Genomic DNA, 18,293 nt, shown 5'->3' with positions numbered 1-18,293 from the left:
CGACTAAGAGGGAAGGGGCGCGATCTTGTAAAGCGGGTGCTTGCCGCGGCGCGCGCGGGACGGCACACATCCGGTTACGGGTTGTAAGGGGGGCAGGCATGAGTGACGGGGTTTCGGGCAGGGGCGACACGGGCGCGGGGCGCCGGCACAGGCTGATGCTCGTCTTCGGACTCTCCTGGCTTGGCCGCCGGATCGTTTCGTCGCCGGCGAAGGCCGCCTGATGCGCATCGTCTCGGGCCAGTATCGCGGCAAGGCCATCGTCGCCCCGCCGGGGGAGGCCACCCGTCCGACCTCCGACCGCGCCCGCCAGGCGGTGTTCAACATCCTGGAGCACGCCGCCTGGGCGCCGGAACTGAACGGCGCGCGGGTCATCGACGTGTTCGCCGGCTCGGGCGCGCTGGGGCTGGAGGCCCTGTCGCGCGGGGCCGGCTTCTGCCTGTTCGTCGAGACCGACGACGCCGCGCGCGGCGCGATCCGCGAGAACATCGACGCCATGCACCTGTTCGGCGTCACCCGGGTACACCGCCGCGACGCCACCGACCTGGGACCCCGCCCGGCCAGCGCCGGGACGCCGTTCGACATCGCCTTCCTCGACCCGCCCTACGCCAAGGGCCTGGGCGAGAAGGCCGTCGCCGAGCTTCGCGCCCACGGCTGGCTGGCCCCCGGCGCGATCCTGATGTTCGAGCGCGGCCGGAGCGAGATCGACCCGGTTCTGGAAGGCTTCGAGCAGATCGACGCGCGCGACTACGGCGCCGCGCGCGTGCTGTTCTACAAGCTGCTCTAACTCACCACGCCTTCGCCCCCACCCGGTTGTCGAGCTGGGCCCGCAGATGGCCCAGCCCCAGCCGGGTGATCCGGTAGGGCCCGCCGTCCTGGCTGGCGATCAGCCGCTTGCGCTTCAGCGACTGGAACACGCCGACCGTGCAGTCGGTCAGCGCCCAGCCGTCGCGGGTGATGCAATCAGCCGCGATGATTTTACCGTTGTCGTCGCGTTCGAGTTCGATCCGGCCGCCCTGGGCCAGCGCGTGCAGCGTCCTTTGCTGCGGTTTGGAGATGTTCAAGGGATTGTCCGAGAGATCGAGGCATACGATCGCGCATCCGGCCAGCGGATACGCGGGCGGATAGCGGGCCTAGCGACTTTCGAACCGAGGTTCGGAGCCTGTTAGGCCCGCGCCTCGCGCACAATCTCGGACATGAACCACACAAGAGAGGTTGATGACGGGAAGATGGGGGAAGAGCCAGCGAAGCTCAAGGTCGGGTCTTCGGCTGGACGTTCGGGACATCCGCGCGAACCCAAGCGACCGCTACTTCTTCGCCTTCGCCGCCGTCGTCTGCCCGACCTTCACCGGCGCGCCCTGCTGGCGGGCCTCGGAAACCAGACCGGCGCAGTCGGCGTCCTTGGCCTCGCCGGTGGTAATGAGGGGCAGCAACGCCGCCAGCGGGTTGATCAGCGAGCCCAGGGCCGCGGCGACGCCGCCCTGGCCCAAGGTCTGGCTGACGTCGAGACCGGTCTTGGGGGCCATGATCGGACCCTTGATGGTGATCGGGATGAACAGGCGCACCAGGCGCGGCTTCTTGCTGTCGCCCTCGATGCGGAAGTCCATGCGCTCAGTGGCGAGGTTCACCGTGCCACGGCCCTTGGCCAGCACCACGCCGGTGTCGGCGACCAGAGTGGTGGTGGTCATCACCCCATTTTTGACGTCGAAGTCGGCGACGGCGCAGCGCACCGGCGTCTCCTTGTCGCTCTTGGACAGCAGCAGGAGCAGACCCTTGGAGGCATTGACGCCCAGCAGCTCGGCGAAGGCCTGGCGGATCTGGCCGCGCGGCGCGACCAGGGTCACCGAGCCGTCGGCCGTGGCGGCGGCGCGGTGGACGCTGTTGCCCGTGCCCGTCAGCTTGGCGCGGGCCATCACCGCGCCCTCGATGGCCGGCCTGCCCTCGCTCTTGATCGGGATGAAGTCCTCGATGCGACCGTTCAGCAGGCGCACGTCGATGTCGGTCCTCGGCGTGGCCGGGCGGGCGTCCAGGCGCACGGTTCCCTTCAGGTCGCCGCGCGAGAAGGTCAGGGCCAGCGGGTCGACGGTCAGCACGCCGTTTTCCAGAACCACCTCGGCGCTGACCTTGCGCAGCGGCAGGTTGGGCGCATTCACGGTCTCGGCGCGGTAGCTGACCTTGGCGTCCATGGCGCGAATGCGCTCGACCTGCAGAGTGGCGTCGGGTAGCAGGCGCTGGGTGGCGTCACGTTGCGCGGCCTCGACCTTCTGACCGGCCGAGGCGGTCTCGCCGCGACCGGTGGCCGGGGCGGCGCCGAACAGGCTGCCCAGGTCGTCGAAATCCAGCCGGCGCGAGCGCAGGTCGGCCTCCAGATAGGGCCGTTCGCGTCCGGTCAGCACGAAGAGGTCGCCGGAGAGATCGCTATCGCCGATCCGGCCCGACAGCTTTTCGAAGTCGTAGCGGTCGCCCTTGCGGACCAGATGACCCGAGACCTTGTAGGGCGGGGTGTTGGGCAGGGTCAGGCCGGTCAGGTCGTACAGGCGGTTCAGGTCCGCGCCGGACACGGTGAGCTGGGTTTCGAAGCGGCCCAGATCGAACGGCTTGATGACATTGCCGTGCGCCGTGACGCGGGTCGCGCCGGCGCGGATGTCGGCGTCGAACGGGTAGGGGCGGCTGGGCGAGATGTTCAGCAGTGGGCCGCCGGTGACCTGGGCGACGAAGGCTGACCGGTTCAGGCTGCCCTTGCCCTCCAGCACGAAGCGACCGCCCCTGGCGCCGGCGCGTTCCTGGGCGCTGACCGTGCCGACGAACAGCGCGCCGCGCTGGCGGTCGTCGACCCGCAACCGGCCCTCGTTGATCACGAAGCGCTGGACGGCGGGCAGCTTCAGCGGCTTGTCGCTCTTCTTCGCGCCGAAGGTCCAGTTGGCCCGGCCGTCCTTGTCGCGCAGCAGGCGCACGTCGGCCTTGTCGATGGCCAGGAACGGCAGGATGACCTGGCCGCGCAGCAGCGGCAGGATCTTGATCTGCACCGCGATGCGCTCGACCTGGGCCATCTGGCCGGCCTGTGGATCGACGGACTTGGCCCAGGCCGGCTGGCCGATCCGCACGCCAAAAGCCTCGGCCTTGGGCGAGAACGACCAGGGGTGGACGCGAAGGTCGCCGGTGATCGCCACCTCGCGCTGCAGCTGGGCCGAGGCGTAGCGGCCGATCGGGCCGCGCAGCCAGTTCCAGTCGAAGATCACGAGAAAGATCACGATCGCCGTGACCAGGGTCAGGGCCGCGCCGATGCCGATCCGCGCGCGCCGCGACAGGCCTCGGAACGGGTTCCGGGGCGGCTTGGGCGCGGGCGTGACGTCGGCCATGGACAGGATCGTGGCTCCGGTTGAACCCACACAACGCGTGAGCCGGGCGATCCTGTTCCAATTTGAAGCGAAACGACCTTCAGGCCGGTTCCGGGATCAGCCCGTCAGTAGACGAGACCGATCCGGCAGACGACCACCCCCGCGATGATGAAGACGGCGATGGCCACGAGTTCATAGGCCTTGAAAAACGGCCGGCTTGGCGTGCGCATGATGAATAGTTCCCCCGTCCCATTTTGGTGCAACTCGACGCTTCCGGCGCAAGGGCGGCGCCACCCACTTTGGGGTTTAAGGCGCCTTTCCGGGCCAGATCAGGTAACCGGCCTCGTCGCGCCCGGCGGCGACGTAACCGGGGTAGGAAGAGCCGTAGCCATACGGCGGCGGATAGTTCTCGCCCTGGCCCCCACGGCCATAGGCGTAACCGCCGCTGTATGAGCTGCTCTCGTACGCGTACTGTGATCGAGAATTGCGACTGTCGTACCGGCGCTCGCCGTAGCGATCACCGGCATGGGCGTAGCCGCCCGGATAGCCACGGTCCGCGCAACCGCCGCAGCCGTCACAGTCGGTAATGTAACCGCCCTGGTAGCTGCTTTGATACCCGTAGGCGGGCGCGCCCTGCGTCTGGACGTCGAGGCGACCGCCGCCATAGCCGTGACCGTAGCCGCCGCCATAGGCGCTGTCGCACTCGATCCGATCCCAGCGATAGGCGCCGCCCGGACCGGTGACCCGGCGCGAGAAGCACTGGCCGGGCGCGGCGTTGGGCGGCAGGATCTCCGGACCCGGCGGGCCGCCGACGCCGCCAGGGCTCGAACCGGCCAGCGCGGGCGCGGCCGTCAGGACGGCGGCCGTGGCGAGGGCGATCGTGGTCAGGCGGCGAAAGGCGATCATGGGCGACTCCGGACGAGGGTTAACAAAACATTTCCAGCGCGGTCGCGAGCGTCCTTTCACCCGTCGCGCGAGCGTGGCCGTGGCGGCTTCCCCTCACGCCGCGAGACGGGTAGCGTTGCGTCAAACATCTGTTTAAGGGGGCGGCCATGGCGATCGAGGCGGTGATCTGGGATTTTGGTGGGGTGTTCACCACCTCGCCGTTCGAGGCCTTCCGCCGCTTCGAGACCGAACGCGGCCTGCCCGCGGACTTCATCCGCACGGTCAACGCCACCGACCCCGACATGAACGCCTGGGCCCGGTTCGAACGGGCCGAGATCGACGCGGCGGCCTTCGACGGCCTGTTCCTGGAAGAGGCGACGCGCCTGGGCCATGCGGTCCGGGGCGCCGAGGTGCTGCCGCTGCTTTATGGCGACCTGCGGCCTCGGGTGCTGGAGGCGCTGAAGGCCTGCAAGGCGCGGTTCAAGGTCGGTTGCATCACCAACAATGTCCCCACCGGCCATGGACCCGGCATGGCCCAGAGCGCCGAAAAGGCCCTGGCCGTCGGCGAGATCATGGCCCTGTTCGACGCGGTGATCGAAAGCTCCAAGGCCGGGGTGCGCAAGCCGGACCCGCGCATCTACCAGATGATGTGCGAGCGGCTGGGCGTCGCGCCGGAGGCTTGCGTCTATCTCGACGACCTGGGGATCAACTGCAAGCCGGCGGCGACCCTGGGCATGACGGCGATCAAGGTGTCGGGCGAGGCTCAGTTGTTGGACGACCTTGCCCAAGCGACCGGTTTGGCGTTCTGAGAGGGCGAAGCTCTTTCGGAGAATCCCATGTCCCGTCCCAAGATCGGCGCAGAGGCCGCGCTCGCCCAGCTTTCCGGCTGGAGCGCGGCTTCCGGCAAGGACGCGATCACCAAGACCTTCAAGTTCGCGGACTTCAATCAAGCCTTCGGCTTCATGACCCGCGTGGCGCTGATGGCCGACAAGCTCGACCATCACCCGGAATGGTTCAACGTCTACAACCGCGTCGAGGTGCTGCTGACGACGCACGACGCGGATGGGGTGACGGACCTGGACGTGACGCTGGCGAAGTTCATGGACAGCGCCGCCTAGGACTTTCCTCCCCTTCTGGGGGAGGTGGCTCCGCGCGAATACGCGCGGAGACGGAGGGGGTCTGCGTAGGCGAGACCGAGCTGTCCCCCTCCACCGCCGTTCGGCGGTCCCCCTCCCCCAAGAGGGGAGGAGAGATTTCGGCTTCCCCTGTTCTCGCGCCCGGTTCAAACTGTTGTTTGAACAATCGGGAGGACGCCGCATGGCGCAGAGCACGGGCCGGGTCGCCGGCAAGAAGGCCTTCATCACCGGCGGGGCCCAGGGCCTGGGCGCGGCGGCGGGGCGGATGCTGGCCAAGGAAGGCGCCAAGGTCGCCCTGGCCGATCTCAACCTGGCCGGCGCCCAAGCCGTGGCGGACGAGATCAACGCCGCCCACGGCGCGGGCACGGCCTTCGCCTACCTGCTGGACGTCACCCAGGAAGACCAGTGGATCGAGGTGCTGGAAAAGGCGACCCAGGACATGGGCGGCCTGTCGGTGCTGGTCAACAACGCCGGCATCGGCGGCGACGGTCCGATCGAGAGCCTGGATTTCGCGCTCTGGAAAAAGGTGATGTCGGTCAATGTCGACTCGGTGTTCCTGGGCGCCAAGCACGCCCTGACCCACATGCGGGCGCATCAACCGGGTTCGATCATCAATCTGAGCTCGATCGCCGGTCTGATCGCCAACGGCAACTCGCCCGCCTACAACGCCTCGAAGGCGGCGGTGTGGCTGCTCAGCAAGAACATCGCGCTGTACTGCGCCAAGATGAAGCTCGACATCCGCTCGAACTCCATCCACCCGACCTTCATCGACACCCCGATCCTGGAGGGCTTCACCTCGCGGTTCGGCAAGGAGGAAGCCTTCGCCAAGCTGGCCCGGCAGGTGCCGCTGGGCCGTATCGGCGAGCCGAACGACATCGCCAACGCGGTGCTCTATCTCGCTAGCGACGAGAGTAAGTTCATGACCGGCGCCGAGATCAAGGTCGACGGCGGCATCTCGGCGATGTGACCTTGAAAGCTGTCATCCCGGCTAAGCGCGTAGCGCGCCGAGCCGGGACCGCGGCAAGCGTCGGCGTTTCCGGCGGTCCCGGATCGGCCTTTCAGGCCGTCCGGGATGACAATGAAAACTACCGCGGCGCGCGTTTGGCCAGGATCCGCTGCAGCGTCCGCCGGTGCATGTTCAGCCGGCGCGCCGTTTCCGACACGTTGTGGCCGCACATCTCGTAGACGCGCTGGATATGCTCCCACCGCACGCGGTCGGCGCTCATGGGGTTTTCCGGCGGCACCGGAGCCGCGTCCTTGGCGGCCAGCAGGGCGCGGGCCACGTCGTCGGCGTCGGCGGGCTTGGAAAGGTAGTCGACCACCCCCGCCTTCACCGCCGCCACGGCCGTGGCGATGTTGCCGTAGCCAGTCAGCATGATGACCTTGGCGTCGGCGCGGGCGTCGCGCACCGCCTCGACCACCTTCAGGCCCGAGCCGTCCTCCAGCCGCATGTCCAGCACCGCGTGGGCCGGGGCATGGCTGCGCAGAAGGGTCAGGGCCTCGGCCACGGAGGCGGCCAGCGTCACCTCGAACCCTCGCTGCTCCAGCGCTCGACCCAATCGGGTTCGCAGCGGGCCGTCATCATCCAACAAGAGCAGCGTCTTGTCCGGCAGCGCCGAAACCAGCTCACCGATATCCGCCATAGAAGTCCGCGCCTCCCCAGCGCCAATACTCAACAGGCCAAATAACAACCCATACTTTCGTGCTTCCGCGTCGTACTCAAGCCCCCGCGAAACCAGGAGCTTCCAAGGCCGGACGAGGCCAGCGCGCCGAAACCACCGCCCCACCCCGGCGACCATTGCGGAAATCCACTGTCGCGCCGGTTCGTTCCAGCAAGGTCTTCGCGATAAAGAAGCCCAGACCCATGCCGATGTGCCCCGTTCGCGACCCTTCCGCGCCCGGACGGGTCGTGACATAGGGCTCGCCCAGCTTGGCCAGCACCTCCGGCGAGAAGCCCGGACCGTCGTCGCGCGCCTCGATGACGATGTAGCGAGCGTCGAAGCGGGCGATGACGATCACCTCGCCCCTCGCGAAATCGACCGCGTTCTCGACGATCGAGGTCATGGCGTGGATGATCTCCGGGCGCCGCCAGATGTCCGGGGCGGTCTCGCCCGAAGGACCGTTGACGACGGCTTCCACGCGGACGCCATGCACCAGGTGCGGCTCGATCACGTCCTGGACCAGCTGGACCAGGCTCATGCGCTCGTGCACCGCGTCCTGAGCCTCGGGCATCTCGGTCAGGCGCTGCAGGATCTCGCGGCAACGGGCCGCCTGGCCGATCATCAGCTCGGCGTCCTCGCGGGTCTGCTCGTCGGGCGCGTTGCGGGCCATTTCGCGGGCCACCACCGAGATGGTCGCCAGCGGCGTGCCGAGCTCGTGGGCGGCGGCCGCGGCCAGGGCGCCGAGGGCCGACAGGCGCTGCTCCCGGGCCAGCACGGTTTCGGTGACGTTGAGCGCCAGCTCCATCCGCGCGGACTCGCTGGCCGCCTGCCAGGCATAGGCGGCGGTCAGGATGATGCCGACGATCCGCGCCGACACGATGGTCCACAGCATCAGCGGGTTCGGCTCGAACGGCCACGGACGGCCGTTTATGGTCGGCAGCGGCATGTGGAAGATCGCCAGTAGCACCGAGGCGGCGATGGCCAGGGCGCCCAGGCCGAAGGCGTAGCGGGCCGGCAAGGTCGCCGCCGCCAGGGTCACCGGCGCGATCAGCAGCAAGGCGAAGGGGTTGTGCGCGCCGCCGGTCAGGTAGATCAGGCCCGACAGCTGCAGGATGTCGAAGGCGATCTGGGCGGTGGCCTCGCCGTCGCGGGCCAGGCGCTGGCCGCTGGAGGCCAGGCCCAGCAGCACGTTCAGCCAGGCCGAAAGGGCGATCAGGGTGAAGCACAGCGCCCACGGCACCTGCAGCTTCAGAACCAGTCCGGAAATCAGCAGAACGGCGGTCTGGCCGACCACCCATAGCCAGCGCTGCGCCAGAAGGGTTCGCACCCTTAAGCGTCCGCGGCGCAGTCCTGGAGCCGTCCAGGACCAGGCGTCGTCTTGCGCCGGTTCGTCGCCCGGCTTATCGAGCCCTTTGTGACGTTGATCGTCGGGCGCTCTCGCGAACGATACGTCAGTCATGGTCGCAGGATTGTCCAGAACCGCGCGCTTTGCGAGAGCAAAAGGACAAGCGGCAAGAAAAGGATGAAATGCACATGCTTCGCCACCGCCTTGTCCTGATCCTGGCCTGCGTCCTGGGGCTCGCCGTGACCGCGGGCCTGGCGTGGCGCGCCGGAGTGTTCAAGTCCCAAGCGTCCGTCGCGGTCGGCGGGCCGTTCCAGCTGGTGAACCAGAACGGCGTCCCGACCACCGAGAAGGCGCTGAAAGGTAAATGGAGCGCGGTGTTCTTCGGTTTCACCTACTGCCCCGACGTCTGCCCGGGCACGCTGCAGGGCCTGGCGGCGGCGACCGACCAGCTGGGCCCCAAGGCCAAGGATCTGCAGATCGTCTTCATCTCGATCGACCCGGCCCGCGACACGCCCGGGCAGATGAAGACCTATCTGTCGGCCGACTATGTGCCGAAGACGACGATCGGCCTGACCGGGACGCAGGAGCAGGTCCAGGCGGCCGCCAAGGCCTACAAGGTCTACTACGCCAAGGTCGGCGACGGCCCCGGCTACACCATGGACCACTCGACGGCGATCTACCTGATGGACCCCAAGGGGCGCTTCAAGACGGTGATCCCCTACAACCTGCCGCCGGCGGACATCGCACGCCGGATCAGCGACGCGATGCGCGAGGGGTGAGAACGCTACCACTCCGGCGTGAGGCGACCCCATGACGCGGCGCCAATCGCTGTGAAAGGTAGACTCTCTTAGGCTTTGGCGTGCTATGTTGCGATGCAACATCGCGAGTGCGCCATGCTCTACGCTCTTCACGAATCGGCCTACTACGCCTCCACGCCGATGCGCCTCGCGGCGCGGGCGGCCCGGGACTTCTGGGGATCGCCGCTGAATCCGGCCGCCGACTCGGCCGTCGGCCGACATATGCACGCCGGCGCGAATCTGTTCGCCAACGTCACGCGCCGCTATGGCAAGCCCAAGTGGCACCTGGACACGATCAGGGTCGGTCAGGTCGACGTCCGCGTCCGTGAGACCGTGGTCTGGCAAAGCCCCTGGGCGCGGGTGATCCAGTTCGACCGCGACATGGCCGACATGCGCCGGGCCGGGAAGTTTTCGCTGGATCCCGCCGTGCTGATCGTCGCCCCGCTGTCGGGCCACTACGCCACCCTGTTGCGCGGCACGGTCGAGGCCTTCCTGCCCGATCATTCGGTTTTCATCGTCGACTGGGTCAACGCCCGTAACGTCTCGGTGCTGGAAGGCCGCTTCGACTTCCACGACTATATCGACCACATCATCGAGATGCTGGCCGTGCTGGGTCCGCGCCCGAACGTCGTGGCCGTCTGCCAGCCCGGGCCGCCGGTCCTGGCCGCCGCCGCCCTGATGGCCGAGCAGAACCATCCGTCGCGCCCGGCCAGCATGACCTTCATGGGCTCGCCGATCGACGCGCGCCTGTCGCCGACCGTGACCAACCAGCTGGCCGAGGAAAAGCCGTTCACCTGGTTCCAGTCGAACATGATCTACACCGTTCCGCCGCCCTATCCGGGCGCGGGCCGGCGCGTCTATCCGGGCTTCGTCCAGCTGGCCAGCTTCATGAGCATGAACGCCGAGCGCCACCAGGAGGCCCACCGTCGCTACTTCGAGCACCTGGTGACCGGCGACGGCGACAGCGCCGACAAGCACCTGGAGTTCTATGACGAGTATCTGTCGGTGCTGGACCTGACGGAGGAGTTCTATCTCCAGACCATCGACATCGTCTTCCAGCAGTACCTGCTGCCCAAGGGCGAGCTGACGCACCGCGGGACCTTGGTGAAGCCCGAGGCGATCACCGACATCGGCCTGATGACGGTCGAGGGCGAGAACGACGACATCTCCGGCATCGGCCAGACCCAGGCCGCCCACGGCCTGTGCGCGAACATCCCCGACGACCTGAAGCTGGACTATGTGCAGCCCGGAGTCGGCCACTACGGCGTGTTCAACGGCCGCCGCTTCCGCGAGGAGATCTATCCGCGCGTGCGCCGCTTCATCCGCAAGTGCGATCCGCACTTCGAGGAAGAGGCGTAACGTCGAGTCCATCTTGCGGCGCGGCCCTGGTCACGCGATCTAAGGGCGGATGTTCGCGCTCAAGGCCCAACGTTTTTCCGACGGTGATCGACTGGAGATCGGCGGCTGGCCGGTTCGCCTGCGGGTGGACGGCCGGGCGCGGCGGATTTCGCTGCGCGTCGACCGGGCCCGGTCCGAGATCGTCGCCCTGGCCCCCAATCCCAAGCGCCTCAACGAGGCCGTGGCCTTCGCCCAGGAGAAGTCCGGCTGGATCGCCAAGCAGCTGGCGGCCCTGCCCGAGCGGATGAACCTCGCGCCCGGCGGGATCCTGCGGCTCAACGACAAGGCCTATCGCCTCGAGGTCGGTCCGGGGCGGGCCCGCCTTGACGACGCCCATGGCGATGGACCCCGCATCGTCGCGCCCGACGACGCCAACTGGGGGCTGAAGGTCATCCGCCTGGCCAGGCGCGAGGCGCTGGCCGTGCTGACCGAGCGCACCGCCGTCCATGCCGCGGCCCTGGGCCGGCCGATGCCGTCGGTGGCGGTGGCCGATCCCAAGGCGCGCTGGGGCTCCTGCCGGCCGGCGACATCCCGGGCTCCGGCGGCGATTCGCTACAGCTGGCGCCTGATCCTGGCCCCGGCGGTGGTGGCCGACTACGTCGCCGCCCACGAGTGCGCCCACCTGATCGAGGCCAACCACGGGCCGCGCTTCTGGGCGCTGTGCGAGCAACTGGCCGGCGATCCCGCGCCCCACCGCGCGTGGCTACGGGCCCACGCGGCGGAGCTGCACGCGATCGGGGCCTAGGGCGGCGCTGCCCCCTCAGTCGGCGTTGCCGACAGCTCCCCCATAAAGGGGGAGCAGGATCCTGAATCTCCTCCCCCTTTATGGGGGAGGTGGCCGCGAAGCGGTCGGAGGGGGCTTCGCCGACCTAGTAGGGCAGCTGGTCCGCTGGCGGGGTCGCGCCGGAGGGCGTCTCCGCCGCCGGGCCTTCCGGACCCGGGGTGGTGTTCATCAGATCGCCGATCGGGTCGGTGTTCTCGACCGGCGGAGGCTCGACCATGCCGCCCGGGATCGGGGTGGCCTTCAGGCGGGGCAGGGCGGCCGACATGAAGGTGCGCCAGATCTCGGCCGGGGCGCCGCCGCCGGTGACCCGCTTCATCGGGGTGTTGTCGTCCTTGCCGGTCCAGACGGCGGTGACGAAGCCGCCCGTGTAGCCGACGAACCAGGCGTCCTTGTAGTCGCTGGTCGTGCCGGTCTTGCCGGCGATGTCGTAGCCGGCGACCTTGGCGCGCGTGCCGGTGCCCGAGGCCACGACCTGGCGCATCATCTGGTTCATGTACTGCAGGGCCGGCGAGCCGATCACGGCCGAGCGGGCCTGGCGATCGACGCTGTGGTCGTACAGCACCTTGCCGCTGGCGGTGCGGATGCGCTCGATGCCGTAGCCCTTGGCCATGAAGCCGCCGTTCGAGAACGGGGCGTAGGCCTGGGCCATCTCCATCGGCGAGACCTCGACCGCGCCCAGGGCCATCGACGGGTCCAGCTGGATCTTGCTCGTGATGCCGAGACGACGGGCGGTGGCGGCGACATTGCTGGTGCCGACCTCGTTGGCCAGCCGCGCGGCGACCGTGTTGATCGACTGGGCCAGGGCCGTCTGCAGGGTGATCGGGCCCAGATACTTGTTGGTGTAGTTCCTCGGTTCCCAGTTGCCGATCTTGACGGGCTCGTCGACGACCATGACGGCGGGCGTGCGGCCCTGCTCCATGGCGGTCAGATAGACGAACGGCTTGAAGGCCGAACCGGCTTGGCGGCGGGCGGTGGTGGCGCGGTCGAACTGGCTGTCGGCATAGTCGGCGCCGCCGACATAGGCGCGAATACGGCCTTCGCCGTCGATGGCGACCAGCGCCGCCTGCTGCACGCCCTGGGCCCCGTGGCCATCGACGCCCAGCTTCACGGCGCGCTCGGCCGAGACCTGGATCGGCAGGTCCAGCGTGGTCTCGACGACCAGGTCCTCGGTCGGCTCGCCGACCAGCGAGCGGACCTGGGCGTCGATATAGTCGGTGAAGTACTGGGCGCGCTGGTTGGCCAGGGTGGCCGAGACCCGCACCGGCTCCTTGAAGGCCTCATCGCGCTGCTCGGGCGTGATGGCCTTGATGCGCACCATCTCGTCCAGGACGATGGTGGCGCGGCGGGCGGCGCGCTCCTTGGCCGAGACCGGCGAATAGCGGGCAGGCCCCTTCATCATCCCGGCCAGCAGCGCGGACTCGCCGATGGTCAGGTCCTTGGCGGGCTTGTTGAAGTAGCGCTGCGAGGCGGCCTCGATGCCGTAGGCGCCCGCGCCGAAATAGACCCGGTTCATGTAGAGGGCCAGGATCTGCTTCTTGCTGAACTTCATCTCCAGCCAGACGGCCAGGATCAGCTCCTGGGCCTTGCGGCGATAGTTCTGGGCCGGGCTCAGGAACAGGTTGCGGGCCAGCTGCTGGGTGATGGTCGAGCCGCCGCGCTGCGGACCGTCATGGGTGGCGTTCCACGCCACCGATCGCATGATGCCCCAGGGGTTGAAGCCGAAGTGGTGGTAGAACTGCCGGTCTTCGATCGCCACGAAGGCGGCCGGCACGTATTCCGGCAGGGCGTCGATATCGACCGGCGGCGCGTACTGGCTGCCGCGCACCGCCAGCAGGGCGCCCGAGCGGTCCAGATAGTTGATCGAGGGCTGGCGCTTGACGTCGTAGAGCTTGGACGTGTCCGGCAGATCGCTGGCGAACACCGCGAAGAAGGCGACGATGAAGATCAGGCCCCAGACGCCCAGGACCGTGCCCCAATAGACGAGGGCCTGGAGCGGGGTGCGCTGCGGCCTGGCCGCCTTGTTCCCGCCGAAGGGTCCGTTCGCCATGGTCGTCCTGTTCCAAGATGCGGCCGCGAGGAGGCTCACGCTCGCGCGTGTTCCGTTTAGCCGAAGCCCACAGAACGCGCGACAAGATTGACGAGAGGTAAATGCGACCCGAGGCGCTCTTGTGGCGCTCGGCCGATCATGGCGATATGCCACCTGGAATTGAGTAAGCGAGAGGTGCGGTGATCATGACGTCCTGGGGTCCCCAACACTTGGCCTGGGGGCCGGACGCTGCCAAAAGAGCGCCCGTGTATGTACCTCCCGAATCCCCAGAACTCGACCACGCCCGCGACGTCCTGCGGCGCACCTTCGGCCACGCCGATTTCCGAGGCATGCAGGCGGGGGTGATCAACGAGATCCTGGCCGGGCGCAGCGCCATGGCCGTGCTGCCGACCGGCGGCGGCAAGAGCCTGTGCTATCAGATCCCGTCGCTGATCCGGCCCGGGCTGGGTCTGGTGATCTCGCCGCTGATCGCCCTGATGGCCGACCAGGTCCAAGGCCTGCGCCAGGCGGGCGTGGCGGCCGAGCGGCTGGACAGCAACGTCTCGATGGACGAGCGCTCGGACATCTGGCGGCGCATCGACGCCGGCGAGGTCGACCTGCTGTACCTGTCGCCCGAGGGCCTGATGCAGCCGTGGATGCTGGATCGCCTCTCGCGCACGCCGCTGGCCCTGGTCGCCGTCGACGAGGCCCACTGCGTCAGTCAGTGGGGTCACGACTTCCGGCCCGAATACCGGATGATGGGGCGGCTGGCCGAGCTGTTCCCCAACGTGCCTCGCCTGGCCGTCACCGCCACCGCCGACGCCCGGACCCGTGACGACATCCGCGCCGAACTGCGCCTGCAGGGCGCGGCCGAGTTCGTCGACAGCTTCGCCCGGCCCGAGCTGGCCCTCTCCGCCGAGCGCAAGCGCGGCAAGGGCCATGACCGGGTGGTCGAACTGGTGCTGGAACGTCCTGGCCGGGCCGGCGTCGTCTATGCCGGCAGCCGCGACTCCACCGAGAAGCTGGCCGAGAAGCTCAACGCCGAGGGCGTTCCGGCCCTGGCCTATCACGCCGGCCTCGACAAGGCCGTCCGCGCCAAGCGGCTGGAGGACTTCCTGGAGGCCGACGCCGCGGTGATGGTGGCGACGATCGCGTTCGGCATGGGCGTCGACAAGCCCGATGTCCGCTTCGTGATCCACGCCGACCCGCCGGCCGCCATCGAGGCCTACTGGCAGGAGGTCGGCCGCGCCGGCCGCGACGGCCAGCCGGCCGAGGGCATCACGCTCTACGGCTCGGCCGACATGGCCTGGGCCGGTCGCCGGATCGAGACCAAGGACGCCCCCGACGAGGTCAAGCAGGCGCAAGGCCGCAAGCTGCGCCAGTTCTATTCCATGCTGGAGGGCGTCACCTGCCGCGCCGCCGCCGTCCGCCGCTATTTTGGCGAGGAGGGCGTGGCCCGCTGCGGGGTCTGCGACGTCTGCGTCTCGCCGCCGACCGGCATCGACGCCACCGAGGCCGCCCAGAAGGCGCTGTCGGCCGTCCATCGCATGGGCGGCCGCTTCGGGCGCGGTCGCTTGATCGAACACCTGCTGGGCAAGACCAAGGACGTCACGCCGCAGGAGGCCCAGCTGCCGACCTTCGGCATCGGCCGAGAGTTCAGCCAGCCGGTGTGGCGCGACCTGTTCGACACCCTGATCTTCGAGGGCCTGCTGCGCGAGGATCCCAATGACGGCCGGCCGTTGATCGGCCTGGGCGACGTCGAGGGCGTGCGCCAGGTCTATCGCGGCGAGCGCCGCGTCGCCCTGCGCCAGATGGCCGAGGCGCCGGAGACCGGCCGCTCGACGGGCGCCCGCAAGCGCCGCGAGGGCAAGGCCCTGACCATCCCGACCGAGAACCAGGTCCTGTTCGAGGCCCTGCGCGCGTGGCGCAAGGAGCAGGCGCAGGCGCAGCACGTGCCGCCCTACGTCATCTTCCACGACGCCACCCTGGCCGAGATCGCCGCCGCGCGTCCGGCCACCCTGGCGGCGCTCGGCAAGTCCGGCGGCGTCGGCCAGGGCAAGCTGGATCGTTACGGCGAGGCGGTTTTGAAAGTCGTGCGGGAGAACTAGACGGCTCCCCGCGCGTTAGCTCCCCGTCAAGCCGAGGAGCCTCCCCCCATGACCGACGTCAGCAGCTTTACCCCGAACGACGCCTCGTCCGCCGCCGCTGCGGCCGTTGACGAGGCCAGGAAGACGACCGCCGAAAAGACCAAGCGCGCCAAGGAAGCGGTGACCAAGGCCGTCAAGTCGGCCCGCGAGACCGCCACCGAAGTGGCCCAGCAGACCCGCACCTTCGCCGAGCAAAAGGCCAAGGTCGGCGCGGCCTGGACCCGCGACAAGGCCCAGGTGGTTCATCACACCGCCGAGGAACACCCGATCGGCGTGGCCTTCGGCGCGTTCGCCATCGGCCTGGGCGTGGGTTTCCTGATCGCGCGGAACCTGGACTAGCCAGACCTTTAGAGACTCAGGCGCTCGGCGTTCACGCCCGCGGCCCGCAAGGCCGCGAGGCGGGCGAACGCCAGCGTCAGGGCCTTGCGACGCGCTGGCGCCAGGGGCGTGAGCGGGGCCTCGCGCACGACCGCGCCGCCGAAGCCGTCGGCGACGACCAGCCCCGGCTCGTCCGGCAGGACGCCCTCCGGGAAATGCGGCGCGACGGCGAAATAGAACGCGTCGCAATAGGGCGCGTACTCGCCCCACTTCCGGTCGACCCGGAAGTCCTCCAGCCCCGACTTCACCTCGACGATCAGCACGTCGCCCTTGGGACCCAGCGCCATCAGGTCGGCGCGTCGTCCATTGGGCAGGGTGACTTCAGCGAGCGGCGCATAGCCCAGATCCACCAGCAGCCGCGCGGCGCCGCGCGTCACGTTCAGGGTGGTCTCGGGCCGGCTCTGAAGCTGGATGATCACGTCCATCGCCGGAATAGTGTTCCAGCTTTGTTCGCGGATCAAGAGGGGAGCTAAGGCGCTGGCTGCTTCGTCGGCCGCAGCATGCCCACGTCATAGCCAAGCGCCTTGGCCCGCGCGGTCAGCGCCGCGCGGTCGGCGTCGGTCGGCGGCTCGCGCGACAAGAGCCACAGATAGCGTCCCGAGCCCTCGCCGACGATCGACCAGCTGTAGTCGTCGGCGTGGTCCATGACCCAGTAGTCGCCGAAGAACGGGCCGAAGAAGCTGACCTTCAGCTTGGCGTTGGTCGCCGTATCGACGACCTTGGCCTTGCCCTCGGCGACCTTCACCGGGCCGTCCACGGCGCCCTTGCGGCAGGTGTTGAGCACGCGGATCAGGCCGTCGGGGCGCTTGGAATATTCGGCGGTGACGCCTTCGCAGCCCTTCTCGAAGCGCATGTCGTAGCGCGCGACCTCGTACCACTTGCCCAGGTAGCGATCGAGCTCGACGGCCTTGGCCGGCTGGGGCGGATGCGCATTGCCGACCGGGCCAGCGACACAGGCGCTCAGCGACAGAACGAGCGGCAGGGCGAGCAGGGCGATGCGCATGAAGACTCCGGGGCGTGAACGCGTGACCAGATACGACGGCCCGCGGCCGCCGGATGATAGCGCGGTCCAAAAACGACGACCGCCCCGTCGGGGTTCCGACGGGGCGGCTAAGCTCTGGCGCCGGGGCGCGACTACTCGGCGGCGATGCTGACGGCGCCGACTGGACGATCCTTGAAGTTGATGGCCTGCAGGTGGCGGATGCCTTCCTCGGCGATGTCGTCGCCAACCATCCGGTCGCCCTCGCCCTTCAGTTCGTCGATGTCGACATACATGGCGTAGAAGGCCTTGGTGCGGTCGGTGATGATGCCGGCGTTGAGCAGCGTCTTGACCAGCACCCGGAAGATGTTGGTCTGCTCCTTCATGTTCTCCCGACGCACGTCGTCGGTCATGATCTTCCCGTACTCCTCGACCACCTTGTCGGGATCCAGGCCGAATTCGGCATAGAGGTCCAGCTGCTGGTGCGGCGAGACGAGGTTGAACAGCAGGGTCTGGAAGCAGTGCGCCGCCCAGTCCTCGATGATGGCGTGTTCCTCGGGGCTCAGCTTGGGCACGGTGCGGTCGGCCCAGATCTTCCCGAACTTGTGGTGGAAGGCCTCGTCGGTCATCACCAGCTGCAGCAGGCGCTTGCCCACGGGATCGTTGATATTGTTGTAGAAGGTGGCGAAGGCGCCCATGGCCAGACCTTCGACCAGCATCTGCATGCCGATGATCTTCTTGTAGACCTCGGGCGCGCCAATGATCTCGACCAGCAGGGTCTTCAGGGCCGGGCCGCATTCGACCGGCTTGCCCCAGCGGGCCTTGATATATTTGGCGAAGGCCGTGACGTGGCGGGCCTCTTCGCGCGTCTGGTTGGCGGCGTATTCCTGCGCGCCCTGGTCCTTCAGCACGTGGCACAGGCTGGCCGACAGGTTCAGCGCGCCCTGCTCGCCGTGCAGGATCGACGAGAAACTGCGCAGCACCGACTGGTTGATGAAGCGGATGCGCGTCTTCGGGTCGGACAGGTGATTGGAGACGTAGTCGGTCGACAGGGCGATGACCATGTCCTCGGGAACCAGGGCCTGGTTCTCCATGTCGAACGGCTCGTCGAAGTCGATATAGGTCTTGTCCAGCGGATCCCAGAAGTGGTCGTGGGTCGCCGAGATAATCTTGTCGAAGGCGCTGGAACGATTGCCGTAGCGGTCGAGTTCGAGCATCGACTCGAAATCGTCCGGCGCGACCGCGTCGTACATGGCGTCCTTGGTGATATTCCGGTCTTTAGAGATTGGGTCGGTCATGTCGGCGCTCCCTATCGGCCGTGCGATGTCCAGCGGGCAGGGTCCGTCTTGCGCGGATCTCGGCCCATCTGAACACTGTCAACTCAGTTGAGCGGACGGGTCAAACAAAAAATGACGGAGGCGT

The 18,293-nt window shown here is 68.3% G+C and carries 19 protein-coding genes and 1 pseudogene; 10 read left to right on the top strand and 10 right to left on the bottom strand.

Features of this window, described 5'->3' with window-relative positions; translation table 11 throughout:
* Positions 1-220 precede the first annotated feature (220 nt).
* A complete protein-coding gene (rsmD, locus tag AC1RJ9_RS14235) occupies positions 221-784 on the top strand; it encodes a 16S rRNA (guanine(966)-N(2))-methyltransferase RsmD (protein ID WP_492837551.1) in 564 nt (187 codons plus the stop codon).
* Between the two features lies 1 nt (position 785).
* On the opposite strand, the gene AC1RJ9_RS14230 is transcribed toward rsmD, so the two are convergent.
* From AC1RJ9_RS14230 to AC1RJ9_RS14215, 4 genes are all read right to left on the bottom strand, one after another.
* Complete coding sequence (locus tag AC1RJ9_RS14230) at positions 786-1,061, bottom strand: YjhX family toxin (RefSeq protein WP_492837550.1); 276 nt, start codon at positions 1,059-1,061, stop codon at positions 786-788.
* Between the two features lie 243 nt (positions 1,062-1,304).
* Positions 1,305-3,356, bottom strand: coding sequence for an AsmA family protein (locus tag AC1RJ9_RS14225; RefSeq protein WP_492837549.1), 2,052 nt, complete (start codon positions 3,354-3,356; stop codon positions 1,305-1,307).
* Positions 3,357-3,460: 104 nt separating this feature from the next.
* On the bottom strand, positions 3,461-3,565 hold the full coding sequence (locus AC1RJ9_RS14220; protein WP_492837548.1) for a hypothetical protein: 105 nt from the start codon (positions 3,563-3,565) through the stop codon (positions 3,461-3,463).
* A gap of 76 nt (positions 3,566-3,641) precedes the next feature.
* Positions 3,642-4,241 carry a hypothetical protein gene (locus tag AC1RJ9_RS14215; protein ID WP_492837547.1) on the bottom strand — a complete coding sequence of 200 codons (600 nt, stop codon included), beginning with the start codon at positions 4,239-4,241 and terminating at the stop codon, positions 3,642-3,644.
* A gap of 146 nt (positions 4,242-4,387) precedes the next feature.
* Between AC1RJ9_RS14215 and AC1RJ9_RS14210 the strand changes: the two genes are divergently transcribed.
* From AC1RJ9_RS14210 to AC1RJ9_RS14195, 4 genes and pseudogenes are all read left to right on the top strand, one after another.
* A complete protein-coding gene (locus AC1RJ9_RS14210) occupies positions 4,388-5,029 on the top strand; it encodes an HAD-IA family hydrolase (RefSeq protein WP_492837546.1) in 642 nt (213 codons plus the stop codon).
* 27 nt (positions 5,030-5,056) lie between these two features.
* Entirely contained in the window at positions 5,057-5,338 is a 282-nt protein-coding gene (locus tag AC1RJ9_RS14205) for a 4a-hydroxytetrahydrobiopterin dehydratase (RefSeq protein WP_492837545.1), read from the top strand.
* A gap of 61 nt (positions 5,339-5,399) precedes the next feature.
* Positions 5,400-5,471 (top strand): annotated as a pseudogene (locus AC1RJ9_RS14200) (hypothetical protein); the annotation flags it as partial.
* Between the two features lie 66 nt (positions 5,472-5,537).
* Positions 5,538-6,323: an SDR family oxidoreductase gene (locus AC1RJ9_RS14195; RefSeq protein ID WP_492837543.1), complete on the top strand. Its 786-nt coding sequence runs from the start codon at positions 5,538-5,540 to the stop codon at positions 6,321-6,323.
* Between the two features lie 118 nt (positions 6,324-6,441).
* On the opposite strand, the gene spdR is transcribed toward AC1RJ9_RS14195, so the two are convergent.
* Together spdR and AC1RJ9_RS14185 are read right to left on the bottom strand one after the other, a co-directional pair.
* Positions 6,442-6,999 (bottom strand): stationary phase response regulator transcription factor SpdR, encoded by a 558-nt coding sequence (gene spdR, locus AC1RJ9_RS14190; protein WP_492837542.1) that lies wholly within the window; start codon positions 6,997-6,999, stop codon positions 6,442-6,444.
* Positions 7,000-7,075: 76 nt separating this feature from the next.
* A complete protein-coding gene (locus tag AC1RJ9_RS14185) occupies positions 7,076-8,476 on the bottom strand; it encodes an ActS/PrrB/RegB family redox-sensitive histidine kinase (protein WP_492837541.1) in 1,401 nt (466 codons plus the stop codon).
* A 74-nt stretch (positions 8,477-8,550) separates the two neighbouring features.
* Here AC1RJ9_RS14185 and AC1RJ9_RS14180 point away from each other — a divergent pair, with 74 nt between their 5' ends.
* The 3 genes from AC1RJ9_RS14180 (at position 8,551) to AC1RJ9_RS14170 (ending at position 11,302) form a co-directional block, all read left to right on the top strand.
* A complete protein-coding gene (locus AC1RJ9_RS14180; RefSeq protein WP_492837585.1) occupies positions 8,551-9,141 on the top strand; it encodes an SCO family protein in 591 nt (196 codons plus the stop codon).
* A gap of 114 nt (positions 9,142-9,255) precedes the next feature.
* Positions 9,256-10,518, top strand: coding sequence for a polyhydroxyalkanoate depolymerase (locus AC1RJ9_RS14175; RefSeq protein WP_492837539.1), 1,263 nt, complete (start codon positions 9,256-9,258; stop codon positions 10,516-10,518).
* Positions 10,519-10,567: 49 nt separating this feature from the next.
* Positions 10,568-11,302 (top strand): YgjP family zinc-dependent metalloprotease, encoded by a 735-nt coding sequence (locus tag AC1RJ9_RS14170; protein WP_492837538.1) that lies wholly within the window; start codon positions 10,568-10,570, stop codon positions 11,300-11,302.
* Positions 11,303-11,426: 124 nt separating this feature from the next.
* Here the strand turns inward: AC1RJ9_RS14170 and AC1RJ9_RS14165 are convergent, their stop codons facing one another.
* Positions 11,427-13,388, bottom strand: coding sequence for a transglycosylase domain-containing protein (locus tag AC1RJ9_RS14165; protein ID WP_492837537.1), 1,962 nt, complete (start codon positions 13,386-13,388; stop codon positions 11,427-11,429).
* A gap of 245 nt (positions 13,389-13,633) precedes the next feature.
* Between AC1RJ9_RS14165 and recQ the strand changes: the two genes are divergently transcribed.
* Positions 13,634-15,475, top strand: a complete 1,842-nt coding sequence (gene recQ, locus AC1RJ9_RS14160; RefSeq protein WP_492837536.1) for a DNA helicase RecQ — start codon at positions 13,634-13,636, stop codon at positions 15,473-15,475.
* A 48-nt stretch (positions 15,476-15,523) separates the two neighbouring features.
* A complete protein-coding gene (locus AC1RJ9_RS14155; RefSeq protein WP_492837535.1) occupies positions 15,524-15,853 on the top strand; it encodes a hypothetical protein in 330 nt (109 codons plus the stop codon).
* Positions 15,854-15,861: 8 nt separating this feature from the next.
* On the opposite strand, the gene mmcB is transcribed toward AC1RJ9_RS14155, so the two are convergent.
* From mmcB to AC1RJ9_RS14140, 3 genes are all read right to left on the bottom strand, one after another.
* Positions 15,862-16,317 (bottom strand): DNA repair putative endonuclease MmcB, encoded by a 456-nt coding sequence (gene mmcB / locus AC1RJ9_RS14150; protein WP_492837534.1) that lies wholly within the window; start codon positions 16,315-16,317, stop codon positions 15,862-15,864.
* Between the two features lie 44 nt (positions 16,318-16,361).
* On the bottom strand, positions 16,362-16,895 hold the full coding sequence (locus tag AC1RJ9_RS14145) for a lipocalin family protein (RefSeq protein WP_492837533.1): 534 nt from the start codon (positions 16,893-16,895) through the stop codon (positions 16,362-16,364).
* Between the two features lie 131 nt (positions 16,896-17,026).
* A complete protein-coding gene (locus AC1RJ9_RS14140; protein ID WP_492837532.1) occupies positions 17,027-18,169 on the bottom strand; it encodes a ferritin-like domain-containing protein in 1,143 nt (380 codons plus the stop codon).
* Between the last annotated feature and the right edge of the window lie 124 nt (positions 18,170-18,293).

It is taken from the genome of Caulobacter sp. GW822-FHT07D08 (assembly GCF_058798735.1).
This window is presented reverse-complemented; position numbering and strand designations above follow the sequence as displayed.

What these genes read in the sequence shown, in the direction of transcription:
- AC1RJ9_RS14175 (WP_492837539.1), top strand. Translation starts at nt 9,256, where the DNA reads ATGCTCTACGCTCTTCACGAATCGGCCTACTACGCCTCCACGCCGATG.
- AC1RJ9_RS14155 (WP_492837535.1), top strand. Translation starts at nt 15,524, where the DNA reads ATGACCGACGTCAGCAGCTTTACCCCGAACGACGCCTCGTCCGCCGCC.
- AC1RJ9_RS14210 (WP_492837546.1), top strand. Translation starts at nt 4,388, where the DNA reads ATGGCGATCGAGGCGGTGATCTGGGATTTTGGTGGGGTGTTCACCACC.
- AC1RJ9_RS14170 (WP_492837538.1), top strand. Translation starts at nt 10,568, where the DNA reads ATGTTCGCGCTCAAGGCCCAACGTTTTTCCGACGGTGATCGACTGGAG.
- AC1RJ9_RS14215 (WP_492837547.1), bottom strand. Translation starts at nt 4,241, where the DNA reads ATGATCGCCTTTCGCCGCCTGACCACGATCGCCCTCGCCACGGCCGCC.
- AC1RJ9_RS14195 (WP_492837543.1), top strand. Translation starts at nt 5,538, where the DNA reads ATGGCGCAGAGCACGGGCCGGGTCGCCGGCAAGAAGGCCTTCATCACC.
- AC1RJ9_RS14145 (WP_492837533.1), bottom strand. Translation starts at nt 16,895, where the DNA reads ATGCGCATCGCCCTGCTCGCCCTGCCGCTCGTTCTGTCGCTGAGCGCC.
- AC1RJ9_RS14225 (WP_492837549.1), bottom strand. Translation starts at nt 3,356, where the DNA reads ATGGCCGACGTCACGCCCGCGCCCAAGCCGCCCCGGAACCCGTTCCGA.
- spdR (WP_492837542.1), bottom strand. Translation starts at nt 6,999, where the DNA reads ATGGCGGATATCGGTGAGCTGGTTTCGGCGCTGCCGGACAAGACGCTG.
- AC1RJ9_RS14140 (WP_492837532.1), bottom strand. Translation starts at nt 18,169, where the DNA reads ATGACCGACCCAATCTCTAAAGACCGGAATATCACCAAGGACGCCATG.
- AC1RJ9_RS14205 (WP_492837545.1), top strand. Translation starts at nt 5,057, where the DNA reads ATGTCCCGTCCCAAGATCGGCGCAGAGGCCGCGCTCGCCCAGCTTTCC.
- mmcB (WP_492837534.1), bottom strand. Translation starts at nt 16,317, where the DNA reads ATGGACGTGATCATCCAGCTTCAGAGCCGGCCCGAGACCACCCTGAAC.
- rsmD (WP_492837551.1), top strand. Translation starts at nt 221, where the DNA reads ATGCGCATCGTCTCGGGCCAGTATCGCGGCAAGGCCATCGTCGCCCCG.
- AC1RJ9_RS14180 (WP_492837585.1), top strand. Translation starts at nt 8,551, where the DNA reads ATGCTTCGCCACCGCCTTGTCCTGATCCTGGCCTGCGTCCTGGGGCTC.
- AC1RJ9_RS14165 (WP_492837537.1), bottom strand. Translation starts at nt 13,388, where the DNA reads ATGGCGAACGGACCCTTCGGCGGGAACAAGGCGGCCAGGCCGCAGCGC.
- AC1RJ9_RS14220 (WP_492837548.1), bottom strand. Translation starts at nt 3,565, where the DNA reads ATGCGCACGCCAAGCCGGCCGTTTTTCAAGGCCTATGAACTCGTGGCC.
- AC1RJ9_RS14185 (WP_492837541.1), bottom strand. Translation starts at nt 8,476, where the DNA reads ATGACTGACGTATCGTTCGCGAGAGCGCCCGACGATCAACGTCACAAA.